Genomic DNA, 13,334 nt, shown 5'->3' with positions numbered 1-13,334 from the left:
GCACGTTCGCGCCAGGACTGATCCCGTCGGATGCGCGTGCCCGACGGGATAGTCGGCGAGCCGAAATCGCGCCCGGCACGAAGCCGTCAGCGCGCCCTCCGGCGGTTCCTTCGAGTGTCTGACCGGACACATCGCGTCGCCGAGTGCCGAGGGTCCTGCTTAGGGTCTCCGGGTGAGTGCTTTATGACCTGGTGGCATGCCGTCGTCATCTTCATCGCCGGGATGTGGGCCGGGACCATCAACACCGTCGTCGGTTCCGGGACGCTCGTGACGTTCCCGGTGCTCGTCGCGCTGGGGTATCCGCCGGTGACCGCTACGACGTCCAACGCGGTCGGGCTCGCGCCCGGCACGATCAGCGGCGCGTATGGCTACCGGCACGAACTCGTCGGGTACTGGCCGCAGGTAGTGCGGTTCGCCGTCGCCTCGTTCTTCGGGGCCATCGGCGGCACCATTCTCCTCCTGACGCTTCCCAAGGACGCCTTCGAGAAGATCGTGCCGGTGCTCGTCGGGCTGGCCGTCGTGCTCGTGATCGTTCAGCCCAAGGTGTCGAAGTGGGTGCAGAAGCGCCGCGAGGCCAACGGGAGCGAGCATCACGCCGGGCCGTTGCTGTTCGGGCTGCTCTTCGTCATCGGCATCTACGGCGGCTACTTCACCGCCGCGCAGGGCGTGATGATGATGGCCGTCATGGGCATGCTGCTGTCCGAACCGCTGCAGCGCCTCAACGGCGTCAAAAACGTGCTGTCCGCGGTCGTGAACATCGTCGCGGGCACGATTTACGCGTTCGTCGCCCCGGTGAGCTGGCCGGTGATCGGGCTGCTCGCGCTCGGGTCCACGATCGGCGGGCAGCTCGGGGCCAGGATCGGCCGCAAGCTGCCGCCCACCGTGCTCCGCGGCGTGATCGTCGTGATCGGGCTCGCCGCGGTCGTGCAGCTCATCCTCAAATAGCCTGGAATTCCTTGGCCGCGGCCAGCATCAGGTCGTTCTCCTCCGGCGTCCCGATCGTCACCCGCGCGCCCTCGCCGGGGAACGGCCGCACGATCAGCTTCCGGTCGAGCATGTGCTCCGCGAAAGCCGCGGTGCGCTCGCCGAGCGGGAACCACACGAAGTTCGCCTGCGTCGGCGGGATTTCGTAACCCGCCTCCAGCAACGCGTCCCGCACGCGGGTGCGCTCGGAGATGATTTCGCGGCACCGGGCGAGCAGTTCGTCCTCCGCGTCGAGCGACGCGATCGCGGCCACCTGCGCGATGCTGTTCACCGAGAACGCCACGTACACCTGCTGCAGCGCCTGCGCGATCGGCTCTGGCGCCACCGCGTACCCGACGCGCAGCCCGGCGAGCCCGTACGCCTTCGAGAACGTGCGCAGCACCGCCACATTGCTGTGCGTCCGCGTGAATTCGACGCCGTCCGGAACCTCGGGGTCGGTGACGAATTCCTTGTACGCCTCGTCCAGCACCACGAGCACGTGCGGCGGCACCGCTTCGAGGAATCGCTCGATCTCGTCCCGGTGCAGCACGGTGCCGGTCGGATTGTTGGGGTTGCAGACGAACACCAGCTTGGTGCGGTCGGTGATCCGCGCCAGCATCGCGTCGAGGTCCAGCCCGTGCTCCGGCGTCAGCGGAACCTTCACGCCCGTCGCGAGCGCCACCTGGACCACGATCGGGTAGGCCTCGAACGACCGCCAGCCGAACAGCACCTCGTCGCCGGGACCGCACAGCGCCTGGATCATCTGCTGGCACAGCGAAACCGAGCCGCAGCCGATCGCGAGCCGTTCGGCCGGAACGTCCAGCCGACGCGAAAGCCGCTCGCGCAAGGCCTGGGAACCGTTGTCCGGGTACCGGTTCACTCCGGTTACCGCAGCCGTGATCGCCGCCTGGACGCTCGGCAGCGGACCGCCGGGCACCTCATTGCTCGCGAGCTTGATGGCCCCTTCGATCGTCCGGCCAGGGACGTACTTCGGCAACGAATCGAGGTCAGGGCGGGGGGCGAGGGACGGCATCGTCGGAACTCCTCGGTTTTCACGGGACGACGGGGTCACCGTATCTCGCCCCGGCCGATCCGGAAAGGTTCCCAATGTTCACCCGAAGGTGATTGCATGAGGCGATGACGTCGACGACCACCGTGGATCACCAGCGTACCGACGGCAGCACCCTGCGCCTCACCTTCGCCGAACCCGACGGCGCGCTTCGCGGCGGCCTGGTGGTCCTGCACGAGGGCAGCGGGGTCACCGACGGCGTTCTGCTGCTGGTCAAAAGCCTTGCCGGCGAAGGCTGGCTCACCGTCACGCCGCACATCGAGTCCGGCGAACAGCTCACTCAGCGCGATCTCCTCGACGCCACCGACCGCACCCTGGAATGGCTCACCGACCGCGGTGTCGACGCCGATCTGCGTGGCGTCGTCGGCTTCGACCTCGGTGGCACGGCGGCGCTGGTAGTCGCCTCGCACCGCAAGTTCGGCGCGGCGGTGAGCGTCGGCGGCCAGGCGGTGACGGAGCTACCGAAGCTGCTCGAGATCGCCGGCCGCGTGACCAGCCCGTGGCTCGGCATGTACGGCGACGCCGGCGACGAGGCGGGCGAGGCCGAGGTGGAGCAGCTGCGCGAGGCCGCGGCGTCGGCGAAGGTCGCGACGAACGTCGTGCGCTATCCGGGCGCGAACCACCGCTTCGACGCCGACCCCAGCGCGGCGGAAGAGGCTTGGCAGCGCACCCTCGCCTGGTTCGACGCGCACCTCCGCTGATCTCCGGCAGTGCCCTTGACGGGGCGCTGCGTGCTCGAATAATGTTCCGATCCGGATCGGAATGTTAAAGCGAGAGGAACCACCCCGTGAAAGCGGTGCTTGTCGAACCCCAGCAGCGGCTCGTCCTGGCCGAAACACCCGACCCGGCTCCCGGGCCAGGGCAAGCCGTGGTCGAGGTCGAGGCGATCGGCGTGGGTTACGTCGACCTCATGTACCTGCGGAACGGTGTTACTTCGGTGCCTGGCGTCGAGGTCGCTGGGCGGATCGAAAACGGCCAGCGGGTGCTGGCGCTGATCCTTTCCGGCGGCTATGCCGAGCAGGCCGTGGCCGACACGGATCAGCTGTACCCCGTGCCCGATAACCTCGACCCGGCCGACGCGGTCGCCTTGGGCGTCAACGCCTTGGTCGCGGAAGGTGCCGTGCGTCGTGCTGCGGTGCGGCCCGGCGAGCGAGTGCTCGTCCGCGGCGCGAGCGGCGGGATCGGCGTGCTCGCGACCCAGATCGCCCACGCCCGCGGAGCTGAGGTGACCGCGGTGACTTCCTCGCCGGAGTACGGCGAACGGCTGCGAGCGCTCGGTGCCGCGAAAATCGTCGACCGCACCCGTGAGCGTCCCGGGGAGACCTACGACGTCGTCATCGACACCGTGGCCGGCCCGCAGGTCCGCGAGCACCTGGAACTGTTGCGTCCCAACGGCCGCTATGTCCTTTGTGGAGGGACCGCGGGCATTCCGGAACCGGAAGCCTTCGGGGCGTTGATGAGCAATTTCCAGACGTCGCCGACGCTGTTCGCGTTCAGTCTCACCTCGGTGTCGCCGGAAGAACGCCGGAAGTCGTGGGACCGCGTCCTCAAGCTGGTCGCCGATGGCCAGCTATCCGTCGTGCGCGACCGCGTGTTCCCGCTCGCCGACGCCGCGGCCGCCCTCCAGCACGTGGAGCACGGGAAATCGTTCGGTAAGGTCGTTCTGCTCAACGAATAGCGGGAGAATCCATGGCGCGCCAACGGGACGAGCGGATCGACCACGCCGTGCTGGTCGCGGTGTGCGAACTGATCCGGGAATCCGGCTATTCGGCGCTGACCATGGAGGCCATCGCCCAGCGCGCGGGCACCACCAAACCCGCGATCCGCCGCCGGTGGAAAAGCCAGAAGCACGTGGTGGTCGCGGCGCTGGCGGAGGCGCGCACCGGGGTCGTGGACCTCGACACCGGGTGCACGTCCTGCGATCTCGTCGGCCACCTCGACGCCCTCCGGATCGGGCTGGAGGACCCGGTTTTCGGTCGGGTCCTCCCGGCGCTGACCGTCGATCTGGCGGACGACCCGGAACTGCGGGAAGACTTCCTGGCCACGTTCTGGGCCCCTCGTCGGGAGGCCTGCGTCGGGTCGCTGCGCAAGGCGCAGGAACGCGGGGAACTCCGCCCCGGCCAGGACGTCGACCTGCTGCTGGACCTGTTCGCCGCTCCCGTCGTGTTCCGTGCGCTGTTCGGCCATCAGGAGTTGACGCGCGAGTTCGTCCTGGACGTCGTCCGCGCGCTGCTGTCCGGAGTGGGCACTGGCGTAACCGGACTTTGCGAGCATCCCGGGGTTAGCATCGGCGAGTGACCGAGAACGCCGCAGTTCCCGAGGTGCTTTGGCGACCCGACCCCAACCGGGTCGCTGACACGAAGATCGAAGCCTTCCGCCGATGGCTGCGCGAGCAACGCGGCGTCGACCTGGCCGATTACGACGACCTGTGGCACTACTCGGTCGAGCACGTTCCGGAGTTCTGGACCGCGGTGGCGGAGTTCTTCGGCGTGCGCTGGCACGAGCAGCCGCGGGAAATCCTGTCCGGCGCGATGCCGGACGCGAAATGGTTCGACGGCGGCACGCTCAACTACGCCGAACACTCGCTGAGCCCGGACACAGGCGGCGCGACGAAGGCCGACGACGAACTCGCGGTGATCTTCCACCGCGAAGACGGTCTCGCCGAGCAACTCACCTACGGCGACCTGCGCGCGCACGTCGCCGCTGCGCGGGCCGCGTTGCGCGCTTTCGGTGTCGGCAAAGGAGATCGCGTCGTCGCGCTCGCGCCGAACTGCCCGCAGACGCTCATCGCTTTCCTCGCCACCGCCAGCCTCGGCGCGATCTGGTCGTCGTGTTCCCCGGACTTCGGGATCCGTGCGATCGCCGACCGGTTCACCCAGATCGAGCCGAAGGTGCTCATCGCGGTGAACGGATATGCTTACAACGGCCGGAAATTCGACATCCGCGACACTGTTCAGCAGCTGCGGGAACAGATTCCGGCGCTGGCAGCCACTGTTTTGGTGAAATACCTGGGAGACGGGACTCTCGACGGCGTCATCGACTGGAACGCGATGCTCGCCGAACACGCTGGCGGAGAGCTGGCGTACGAGCCGGTGGAGTTCGCGCATCCGTTGTGGATCCTGTATTCCTCGGGCACGACCGGGCTCCCGAAGGGGATCGTGCAAGGGCACGGCGGCATCGTCGTCGAACACCTCAAAGCACTGGGCCTGCAAAGCGGGCTCGGGCCGGGCGACCGGTTCTTCTGGTTCACCACCACCGGCTGGATGATGTGGAACTTCGTCGCCTCCGGACTTCTCGTCGGAGCCACGATCGTGCTGTACGACGGCAGTCCCGGCCATCCGGACCTGAACGCGCTGTGGCATCTGGCCGAACAGCACCGCGTCACCTACTTCGGCACGTCCGCGCCGTTCATCCAGAGCTGCCTCAAAGCTGGCCTCGCCCCGGCCGAGCGCCACGACCTCAGCGCGCTGCGCGTGGTCGGCTCGACCGGTTCTCCGTTGTCGTCGGAGGGTTTCCGCTGGATCGCCGACGCGATCGGGCGGGACGTGCAGATCTGCTCGGTCTCCGGCGGCACCGACCTGTGCGCGGCGATCGTCGCGGCCGCGCCGGACGTGCCGGTGTGGCTCGGCGAACTGTCCTGCCGCGCGCTGGGCGTGGCCGCGGCGGCGTTCGACGACCACGGCGAGCCGGTGGTCGAGCAGGTCGGCGAGCTGGTGATCACCGAACCGATGCCGTCGATGCCGGTCTCGTTCTGGAATGACCCGGACGGTTCCCGGCTGCGCGAGGCGTACTTCGAGACGTATCCGGGTATCTGGAGGCATGGCGATTGGGTCAAGATCACGCGCCGCGGTTCGGCGGTGGTCTACGGGCGCAGCGATTCGACGCTCAACCGCGGCGGCGTCCGGATGGGCACCGCCGAGTTCTACCGGGTCGCGGAAAGCTTCGCCAAGGTCGCCGACTCGCTGGTCATCGACACGTCAGCGGCGGGCAACGACGACGGGCAACTGCTGTGTTTTGTAGTACTCACCGCTGGTGTCACCCTCGAAGAAGTGGAGCCTGACCTGCGGAAAGAGCTTCGCAACGCGCTGTCGCCACGACACGTACCCGATCGGTTCCTGGTCGTTTCCGAGATTCCCCGTACGTTGAACGGTAAGAAGTGCGAAGTACCAGTGAAGCGGATCCTCTCCGGAGTCGCGCCGGAGAGGGCGGTGAGCAGGGACGCGCTGGCCAACCCGGCCGCGCTGGGCCCCTTTGTCAAACTCGCCGCGCACTGAACGCGCCAATGGGGGGAAGCATGGCAAGGCCGTGCGTGTTGCACGCGTGGTGACGGGGACACGCGCGCAGCACACTTGGCAGGCGGCCGGCGTCACGTCGGTCGTCGCGATCACATGGGTGACCAGGCTGGCCGGCCTGCTGACGGTCGTGTCCACGGTCGTTCCGGTGGGCCGTGACGTGCGCGGGCACGTGGCCAAATGGCTGGAACTGCCGAGCGAAGCGACCACTGCCGCCGCCGCTGTGTCGCTGGTCACCGGTGTGCTGCTGATCATGCTCGCCGCCGGGCTCCGCCGCCGCAAGCGCCGCGCCTGGCAGCTGGCGGTCGGCTTCGCGGCGCTGTTGACGCTGTCACACCTCGGGCTGCGGCATGTGTTCGGCGCGGGCGTGGTGTCGATGGTGCTGCTGGCCGGGCTTCTCGGCACACGGCGGTACTTCATCGCCCGCCCGGACCCGACCGTCGGCCGCTGGCGCGCACTGCGGGTGCTGATTCAACTGGTGCTCGCCGGGTTCGTGCTCAACTTCGCGCTGCTGTCGGTCGCGCCGGTTCGGATGCTCGATCCGCTGGGCTTCGGCGACCGGCTGTCCCAGTCCGCGCTCGCGCTCACCGGCGTCAGCGGGCCCGCGGTGTTCCACGAGATGTGGTTCGAGGATCTGTCCGCGTCGATCGGGCTGGTCTTCAGCATCACCGGCGTGCTGGTGTCGGCGTACTTCCTGCTGCGCTCGTCCGAACCCGCGCCGGAGCTGACCGACGACGAACTGGCGCGGCTGCACGAGTTGCTGAAGCAGCACGGGGAACGGGATTCGCTGGGCTACTTCGCGCTGCGCCGCGACAAGTTCGCGGTCTTCTCCAAGACCGGCAAGGCAGCCGTCACGTTCCGCGTGATCGCCGGGGTGGCCTTGACGTCCGCCGATCCGCTCGGCGACCACGAGGCGTGGCCGGGCGCGATCGAGGAGTACCTGGACATCTGCCAGCGCAACGCCTGGGTTCCCGCGGCGATGGGCGCGTCCGAACTGGGCGCGACGGTGTGGGCCCGGTTCGGCCTGGAGGTCCTGGAAATCGGCGACGAGGCGGTCGTCGACACCGAGACGTTCACGCTGGAAGGCCGCGTGATGCGCGGCGTGCGGCAGGCCGCGTCGAGGACGAAGCGGGCTGGCTACAAGGTCTTGGTGCGCCGAGCCGAGGATCTGCGTCCCGGCGAACTGCCCGAGCTGGTCCATCTGGCCGCCACCTGGCGCGGCACCGAGACCGAACGCGGTTTCTCGATGGCGCTGGGCCGCATGGGCGATCCCGGTTCGGTGATCGTCACCGCGGAACAGGGCGGGCGCGTCCGAGGCGTGCTGCAGTTCGTGCCGTGGGGCGATCGGGGCCTGTCGCTGGACGTGATGCGCCGGGACCGCACCGTCGACAACGGCGTGAACGAGCTGATGATTTCGGAGCTGCTGCTGTACTCCCGCGAGCACGACATCGACCACGTGTCGCTCAACTTCGCCGCCTTCCGCGCCCTGATGGAACAGGGCCAGCGCATCGGAGCGGGCCCGGTCGCGCGGCTCTCGGCGAAGGTGCTGCACTTCTTCTCGCGCTGGATCCAGATCGAAAGCCTCTACCGGTTCAACGCCAAGTTCCAGCCCCGGTGGGTCCCGCGCTACCTCGTGTACCCGGGCGTCGGGTCACTGCCTCGCGTCGGCATCGCCACCTTCGAGGCAGAGGGCCTCGGCGGCCGTTCGCCCTGGTTACGCAGGGTGCTGCACCGTTGAGGGGGGTCCCTTCCGGAGAGGCTGGAGGGGTGTGTAACCTATCTGAGCAGTGGTCGTTAGGACCCAGGAGGCTTCGCCTAGTCTGGTCTATGGCGCCGCACTGCTAATGCGGTTGGGGGTACCCCCCCTCCCGGGTTCAAATCCCGGAGCCTCCGCTGGTGCCTGTTTCGGCGGGTGCTAGGTTAACAACTGAACACGCGCCCGTAGCTCAGCTGGATAGAGCATCTGACTACGGATCAGAAGGTCAGGGGTTCGAATCCCTTCGGGCGCACTGTCTGGTCGAGACAGTAAAACAGGTCAGGGCCTTGTTTCCGCTTACGGAAGCAAGGCCCTCACTTGTTTCCGGAGGCAAGGCCTATCACCATTTCTCCCGCCCGTGGGCGGCGAGCCGGACCAGTGTGCTGACCGCGTCTTCGGGCAGTGGCTTCCTGGGCTGCTCCAGCATGGCTCGCGTCTGCGAGTGCGCGATCGAAGACAGCTCGTCCCTTGCGCGGCCGTACTCGGACATCCTCTCGATGAATCCCCGCGGTATACGTGGTGGCGGGCCGGATCATCCGGATGCAACGCTCCCGCTCGGTGCGGGGACATGGGGTTGTGACGACAGTTGCGGAGCAGAGCTGGGGGTGGGGGATGCCGGCCGAGAGACCGGATTCCTCCGGCGGCGACCAGGAGTTGTGGGCGCTAGCCGCGGGCGGGGACGTCGCGGCGTTCGGAGAGTTGTTCAACCGGCACGTCGCCGGGGTGTGGAACTACGCCTACCGGCTGACCGGTTCCTGGGCCACCGCCGAGGATCTGGCCTCGCTGACCTTCCTCACCGCGTGGCGTCGCCTCGGCGAGGTGACGCTGGTGAACGACAGCGCCCGGCCGTGGCTGTACACCGTGACCGCGAATCTGGCCCGCCGGGAACAACGCCGCCTCGGCCGGTTCGCGGCTGTGCTGACGCGGCTGCCGCGCAATCCGGTGGTCCGCGATCATGCCGAGGACGTGGCTGGCCAGGTCGACGCGGACCGGCGGCTCCAGGCGGTGCTGGACGCGGTCGCGAAACTGCCGCGGGCGGAGCGGCGGGCGGTGGAGCTTTGCCTGCTGGGCGGTTTGTCGAACGCGGAGGCGGCCGCGGTGCTCGGGATCGCTGAACCGAGCGTGCGCGCGCGGATTTCGCGGGCGCGAACCCGGTTGCGGGAGTTGCTGAAGGACACCGACGTACTGGCTGGAGGGGAATTCTGATGGCCGACGATCTCCACCTGCCGCCCGACCGGCCGATGCCTGACCTCCTGAAGGAAGCCATGTGGAACCGGCTCGCTCCGGGACTGCGCGCGCGGCGGCGCCGGAAGCTGGGGTTCCCGCTGGCGGTCGCCTCGGGAGTCGGCGCGCTGGCCTTGGGCGCGACGATGGTGTTCTCGCCGGTGCACGACGCCAGTCCGGAATTGACGCGGGTTCCGGCTGGTGCCAAGCCGGACACCGGGGATGCGCGACTGCTCAAGGCCTGCCTCGACAGCGCCCCCGCTTTCGGAGTCGCGTTGCCTGACCGGGGCAGTTGGCGCTCGACGCTCAAGATTGATCAGGACGCGGAGCGGGGTTACCTCGTCATCCGCAACGCCTCGCTCGCGGCGGTCTGCGTTCTCTATCACGGCCAAGGCTCCGGCCTTTACGACCAGAACTCCGGCCTGATGGTCACCGACGCCAAGAACTGGATCCACGGGCGGGAGAGCTACGCCTACCTCAACGCCACTCGCCCGATCTGCGGCTTCACCAGCGTCACCAATCCCCACCGGCCGAGCGTCGTGTTCGGGGTCGCCACCCCCGACGTGGCCAAGGTGGAGTTGTACGGGCCGGACGACTCGATGACTCCCGCCTTGCTGAACGACGGCACTTTCGTCGTGAAATTCGTCGAGGGCGGTTCTCCGCTTGACGATTACAGCCGGAAATTCCGAGTGACCATGCGCGACGGAAGCGTCCACGACTTTCCGGGGAGATAGCGCCGGACCGGTCGTCGCACGAAGACTGCTGCTGGGGGAAACGTAATAATGGCACTGGGTTTGACGACGCCTAAAACAGGGCAGGAACAGCTGATTCCGGCCCGAAGGCGGGTGGATTGGCTGCTGCTCGGAGTAGCGGCCACGTCGGCATTGTTCTTTCTTTTGGTGCACGGCCATCTCATCGACGACACCTATATCACCTTGAGCTACGCGCGTAATCTCGCCTTCCACGGAAATTGGGGATTGCTGGCCGACAGCACCTCGAATACGGCGACCTCGCCGTTGAACGTGCTTTCCTTGGCGGCGTTGACGTTCGTGCTGCGGGACGCGGTTCTCGCCGCGGGGGTGTTGTATGTGGCCGGTCAGGTACTACTGGTGCAGGCGCTCCGGAGGGTGGGCGCGGTTGCCGGATTGCCTCGCTGGTTCCCGGTTCTCGCGATCGCCGCGTTGACGGTGAACCCGCTGCTGGTGTCGTCGATCGGCATGGAAGTCGAACTCGGCGCGGCCGGGCTTTGCTGGCTGCTGGTCTTTTCGGTGGAGCGGCGGCCGTTCGCTTTCGGGCTGGTGGCTGGCGCGCTGACCTTGGTCCGGGTCGATCTGCTGCTCTTCGCGGGAGTGATTTTCCTGATCCGGCGGCGGTTCTGGGTCGACGGCCTGCGCAGCGTGCAAGGCGCGGCGCTGGTCGCGGTGCCCTGGTTCGCGTTCAGCTGGGTCGTCTTGGGAGCCGCCGTTCCGGACACTCTCGTCATCAAGACCCTGCAGGGCGCGCGACAGGCTTGGGGGAAGTGGGAATTCGGCAACGGCGTCGGACTGTACTGGCAATACCTGCCAGGGCAAACGGTGCTCGCGTTCTTGTGCGTCGGATTGGCGGCGTTGGCCGGGTCGCGCTGGCTGGTACTGGTGCTGCGCGGCAACGCGGCCTGCCGCAAAATACTCCCGTTCGCGGCGCTCGCCATGGCCGGAGCGGGGCACGCTCTGGCGTACGTTTCCCTGAAAGTGCCGCCGTACCACTGGTATTACGGCCCCGGAATCGTCGCGGCGACACTGTTCGTCTGCGCGGTCGTGGCCGGTTCCGCCCTCCGAATCGAGCGCGCGGCCGGGACGGCTGCCGTCGTAGCTTTGATTGGTGCCAGCGTGGTCGGTTATGCCGGGGCCGGGTTGCCGCGCGACTTCGCCCCGTTCACGTCGAACTACACGACGAGTGCGCAGTACGCCGAAATCGGCCGTGAAGTAGGCAGGCTGGCGGCCGGGAGAACGGTGGCCAGCGCCGACGAGATCGGGGTGCTGGCCTACACCTGCGACTGCGCGATCATCGACGTGTTCTCCGATCGCGGCCGCATGCCCGGGGCGATCGACGAGTTGGAGGCGCGGGCCGGACGGCTGTCGCGCGGGCTGCTTCGGGTGAACTTCGCCTTCTTCGACTACACCGTGCGGCCGCGAAAGCTGGACCTCGCATTGCGGCGGGTCCAGGGCGCGCCGCCGCCCGACTCGCTGGGGAGTTGGACGATTTCCGCGCCGATGTACGGGACCGCGCGGCTGTACCTGGTTCCGGCGTCCTGACTGCCTGCGCGGGACACCTGCCGTTCACCTGCCCTGCTTAAGGTCGGCCGCATGTTGCGGGACGTGCGGGAGTACATCGATCGGCTCGAGATCGACGGGCATTCGGTCGGCGAGGATCACGACGACGATCCCGTGTTGATCGACGCGTTCGGCAAGGCCGTCGACACCTGGCGGGAGAACTATCCCTATGACGAGCGCATGCCGCGCGAGGAGTACGACGAGACCAAGTACCTGCTGCAGGTCGAACTGCTCAAGCTGCAGAACTCGATCAGCGAGACCGGCAGCCGGCACGTGCTTCTCTTCGAGGGGCGCGACGCCGCGGGCAAGGGCGGCACCATCAAGCGGTTCATGGAGCACCTCAACCCGCGCCACGCTCGGACGGTCGCGCTCGCCAAGCCCAGCGACCGCGAAGCGCACCAGTGGTATTTCCAGCGCTACGTCCAGCATCTGCCGACCGCGGGCGAACTGGTGTTGTTCGACCGGTCCTGGTACAACCGCGCCGGGGTCGAGCAGGTGATGGGGTTTTGCTCGCCGGAGCAGTACGAGCAGTTCATGCACCAGGTGCCGCTGTTCGAGGAAATGCTGGTGGAGAGCGGGATCACGGTCACGAAGTTCTGGTTCTCGGTGACCCGGGCCGAACAGCGCACGCGGTTCATCATCCGGCAGGTCGATCCGGTGCGGCAGTGGAAACTGTCCCCGATGGACCTGCAGTCGCTCGACAAGTGGGACGACTACACCGCGGCCAAGGAAGCGATGTTCCTCCGCACGGACAACGATCTCGCGCCGTGGATCACGATCAAGAGCAACGACAAGAAGCGCGCCCGGATCAACGCGATGCGGTATTTCCTGTCCCGTTTCGACTACGAGGGCAAGGACAAAACCGTGGTCGGGGAGCCGGATCCGTTGATCGTGAAGCGCGGGCGGGACGCGGTCGGCGACTGAAACCGGTCAGTCCAGCACGTCCGGTTCCTGTTCGACGATCAGGTCCTCCAGCAAATGGAAGTTGTTGCGTGCCATGTTCGCGCTGCCGAATTGGCGGGCGGCGAGCGTGGCTTCTTCGGCGGTCATGACGCGAGGCGTACCCGCGGCTTCGGCGAGAAGTTGCATCTGGCAGGCGCGTTCCATGGTGATGAACCACCACGCTGCCTCGCCGACACTGCGTCCGACGGTCAGCAAACCGTGGTGGCGAAGGATCGCGGCCCGTTTCGACCCGAGCCGGGCGGCGATACGCACGCCCTCGTCACGTTCCAGGACCAGGCCTTTGTACTCGTCGAAGAGCACGTGATTTTCGTAGAACGCACAGGATTCCTGGACAATCGGGTCCAGCAGGCGGTTCAACGCCGACCAGGCGCGCCCGTGGATCGTGTGTGCGTGCGCGACGGCGACGACGTCCTCGCGCGCCTCGTGAATGGTCGAGTGGATGGCGAAGGCGGCCTTGTTCGTACGCCGCGTTCCTTCGACCACTTTTCCGTTCTCGTCAAGGAGAAGCAGGTCGCTGACCTTGATCCGGGAGAAGTGCACCGCGTACGGGTTGACCCAGAACCGGTTCGGGAACTCCGGGTCGCGCGCGGTGAGGTGGCCAGCGATGCCCTCGTCGAACCCGTACCGCGCGAACAGGCGGAAGGCGACGGCGAGCTGACGTTTGCGCTGCGCGCGTTCGGCGGCGACGGAATCCAGCTGCTCAGGCAGGGTGTCGAGGTCGAGTTCGGCTACCGGGGCGTCGGTCATCAGCATCT

13 protein-coding genes and 2 tRNA genes are annotated in these 13,334 nt (G+C 67.5%); 12 read left to right on the top strand and 3 right to left on the bottom strand.

What is annotated here, in order from left to right:
- Window positions 1-183 precede the first annotated feature (183 nt).
- Entirely contained in the window at window positions 184-945 is a 762-nt protein-coding gene (locus tag D0D37_RS12535) for a sulfite exporter TauE/SafE family protein (RefSeq protein ID WP_116200680.1), read from the top strand.
- On the opposite strand, the gene hisC is transcribed toward D0D37_RS12535, so the two are convergent.
- Complete coding sequence (hisC, locus tag D0D37_RS12530; RefSeq protein WP_116200679.1) at window positions 938-1,996, bottom strand: histidinol-phosphate transaminase; 1,059 nt, start codon at window positions 1,994-1,996, stop codon at window positions 938-940. The two genes, D0D37_RS12535 and hisC, sit on opposite strands and share 8 nt — an antisense overlap.
- A gap of 104 nt (window positions 1,997-2,100) precedes the next feature.
- Here hisC and D0D37_RS12525 point away from each other — a divergent pair, with 104 nt between their 5' ends.
- The 7 genes from D0D37_RS12525 to D0D37_RS12495 all read left to right on the top strand — a co-directional run bounded on the left by D0D37_RS12525 (window position 2,101) and on the right by D0D37_RS12495 (window position 8,333).
- Complete coding sequence (locus tag D0D37_RS12525) at window positions 2,101-2,733, top strand: dienelactone hydrolase family protein (RefSeq protein ID WP_116200678.1); 633 nt, start codon at window positions 2,101-2,103, stop codon at window positions 2,731-2,733.
- A gap of 86 nt (window positions 2,734-2,819) precedes the next feature.
- Window positions 2,820-3,710 carry a quinone oxidoreductase family protein gene (locus tag D0D37_RS12520; protein ID WP_208719920.1) on the top strand — a complete coding sequence of 297 codons (891 nt, stop codon included), beginning with the start codon at window positions 2,820-2,822 and terminating at the stop codon, window positions 3,708-3,710.
- An 11-nt stretch (window positions 3,711-3,721) separates the two neighbouring features.
- Window positions 3,722-4,330 (top strand): TetR/AcrR family transcriptional regulator, encoded by a 609-nt coding sequence (locus tag D0D37_RS12515; protein ID WP_116200677.1) that lies wholly within the window; start codon window positions 3,722-3,724, stop codon window positions 4,328-4,330.
- Window positions 4,327-6,306 carry an acetoacetate--CoA ligase gene (locus D0D37_RS12510; protein WP_116200676.1) on the top strand — a complete coding sequence of 660 codons (1,980 nt, stop codon included), beginning with the start codon at window positions 4,327-4,329 and terminating at the stop codon, window positions 6,304-6,306. Before D0D37_RS12515 ends, D0D37_RS12510 begins: the two co-directional genes overlap by 4 nt.
- 46 nt (window positions 6,307-6,352) lie before the next feature.
- Entirely contained in the window at window positions 6,353-8,062 is a 1,710-nt protein-coding gene (locus D0D37_RS12505; protein WP_116200675.1) for a phosphatidylglycerol lysyltransferase domain-containing protein, read from the top strand.
- 66 nt (window positions 8,063-8,128) lie between these two features.
- Window positions 8,129-8,217, top strand: a tRNA-Ser gene (locus D0D37_RS12500).
- Window positions 8,218-8,259: 42 nt separating this feature from the next.
- Window positions 8,260-8,333 (top strand) — tRNA-Arg (locus tag D0D37_RS12495).
- Window positions 8,334-8,420: 87 nt separating this feature from the next.
- Here D0D37_RS12495 and D0D37_RS46540 read toward each other — a convergent pair.
- Complete coding sequence (locus D0D37_RS46540) at window positions 8,421-8,570, bottom strand: hypothetical protein (RefSeq protein ID WP_162834186.1); 150 nt, start codon at window positions 8,568-8,570, stop codon at window positions 8,421-8,423.
- A gap of 122 nt (window positions 8,571-8,692) precedes the next feature.
- Here D0D37_RS46540 and D0D37_RS12490 point away from each other — a divergent pair, with 122 nt between their 5' ends.
- The 4 genes from D0D37_RS12490 to ppk2 are packed head-to-tail and all read left to right on the top strand — an operon-like array spanning window position 8,693 to window position 12,540.
- Window positions 8,693-9,286, top strand: coding sequence for an RNA polymerase sigma factor (locus D0D37_RS12490; protein ID WP_116200674.1), 594 nt, complete (start codon window positions 8,693-8,695; stop codon window positions 9,284-9,286).
- Complete coding sequence (locus D0D37_RS12485; protein ID WP_116200673.1) at window positions 9,286-10,038, top strand: hypothetical protein; 753 nt, start codon at window positions 9,286-9,288, stop codon at window positions 10,036-10,038. The genes D0D37_RS12490 and D0D37_RS12485 overlap by 1 nt, the downstream gene beginning before the upstream one ends.
- Before the next feature lie 48 nt (window positions 10,039-10,086).
- Complete coding sequence (locus D0D37_RS12480; protein ID WP_244223489.1) at window positions 10,087-11,598, top strand: hypothetical protein; 1,512 nt, start codon at window positions 10,087-10,089, stop codon at window positions 11,596-11,598.
- Window positions 11,599-11,649: 51 nt separating this feature from the next.
- Window positions 11,650-12,540: a polyphosphate kinase 2 gene (gene ppk2 / locus D0D37_RS12475; protein ID WP_116200672.1), complete on the top strand. Its 891-nt coding sequence runs from the start codon at window positions 11,650-11,652 to the stop codon at window positions 12,538-12,540.
- Between the two features lie 6 nt (window positions 12,541-12,546).
- Here ppk2 and D0D37_RS12470 read toward each other — a convergent pair whose 3' ends face one another.
- Window positions 12,547-13,326, bottom strand: a complete 780-nt coding sequence (locus D0D37_RS12470) for a class II aldolase/adducin family protein (RefSeq protein ID WP_116200835.1) — start codon at window positions 13,324-13,326, stop codon at window positions 12,547-12,549.
- Between the last annotated feature and the right edge of the window lie 8 nt (window positions 13,327-13,334).

This window comes from Amycolatopsis circi, from assembly GCF_003385235.1.
Classification (GTDB): Bacteria; Actinomycetota; Actinomycetes; order Mycobacteriales; family Pseudonocardiaceae; genus Amycolatopsis; species Amycolatopsis circi.
Note: the sequence above shows the minus strand (reverse complement) of the source record. Positions and strands in the feature narration are given on the sequence as shown.

Coding starts and splice junctions, on each gene's coding strand:
- D0D37_RS12535 (WP_116200680.1), top strand. CDS start 184: ATGACCTGGTGGCATGCCGTCGTCATCTTCATCGCCGGGATGTGGGCC.
- D0D37_RS46540 (WP_162834186.1), bottom strand. CDS start 8,570: ATGTCCGAGTACGGCCGCGCAAGGGACGAGCTGTCTTCGATCGCGCAC.
- hisC (WP_116200679.1), bottom strand. CDS start 1,996: ATGCCGTCCCTCGCCCCCCGCCCTGACCTCGATTCGTTGCCGAAGTAC.
- D0D37_RS12525 (WP_116200678.1), top strand. CDS start 2,101: ATGACGTCGACGACCACCGTGGATCACCAGCGTACCGACGGCAGCACC.
- ppk2 (WP_116200672.1), top strand. CDS start 11,650: ATGTTGCGGGACGTGCGGGAGTACATCGATCGGCTCGAGATCGACGGG.
- D0D37_RS12515 (WP_116200677.1), top strand. CDS start 3,722: ATGGCGCGCCAACGGGACGAGCGGATCGACCACGCCGTGCTGGTCGCG.
- D0D37_RS12485 (WP_116200673.1), top strand. CDS start 9,286: ATGGCCGACGATCTCCACCTGCCGCCCGACCGGCCGATGCCTGACCTC.
- D0D37_RS12470 (WP_116200835.1), bottom strand. CDS start 13,326: ATGACCGACGCCCCGGTAGCCGAACTCGACCTCGACACCCTGCCTGAG.
- D0D37_RS12480 (WP_244223489.1), top strand. CDS start 10,087: ATGGCACTGGGTTTGACGACGCCTAAAACAGGGCAGGAACAGCTGATT.
- D0D37_RS12490 (WP_116200674.1), top strand. CDS start 8,693: ATGCCGGCCGAGAGACCGGATTCCTCCGGCGGCGACCAGGAGTTGTGG.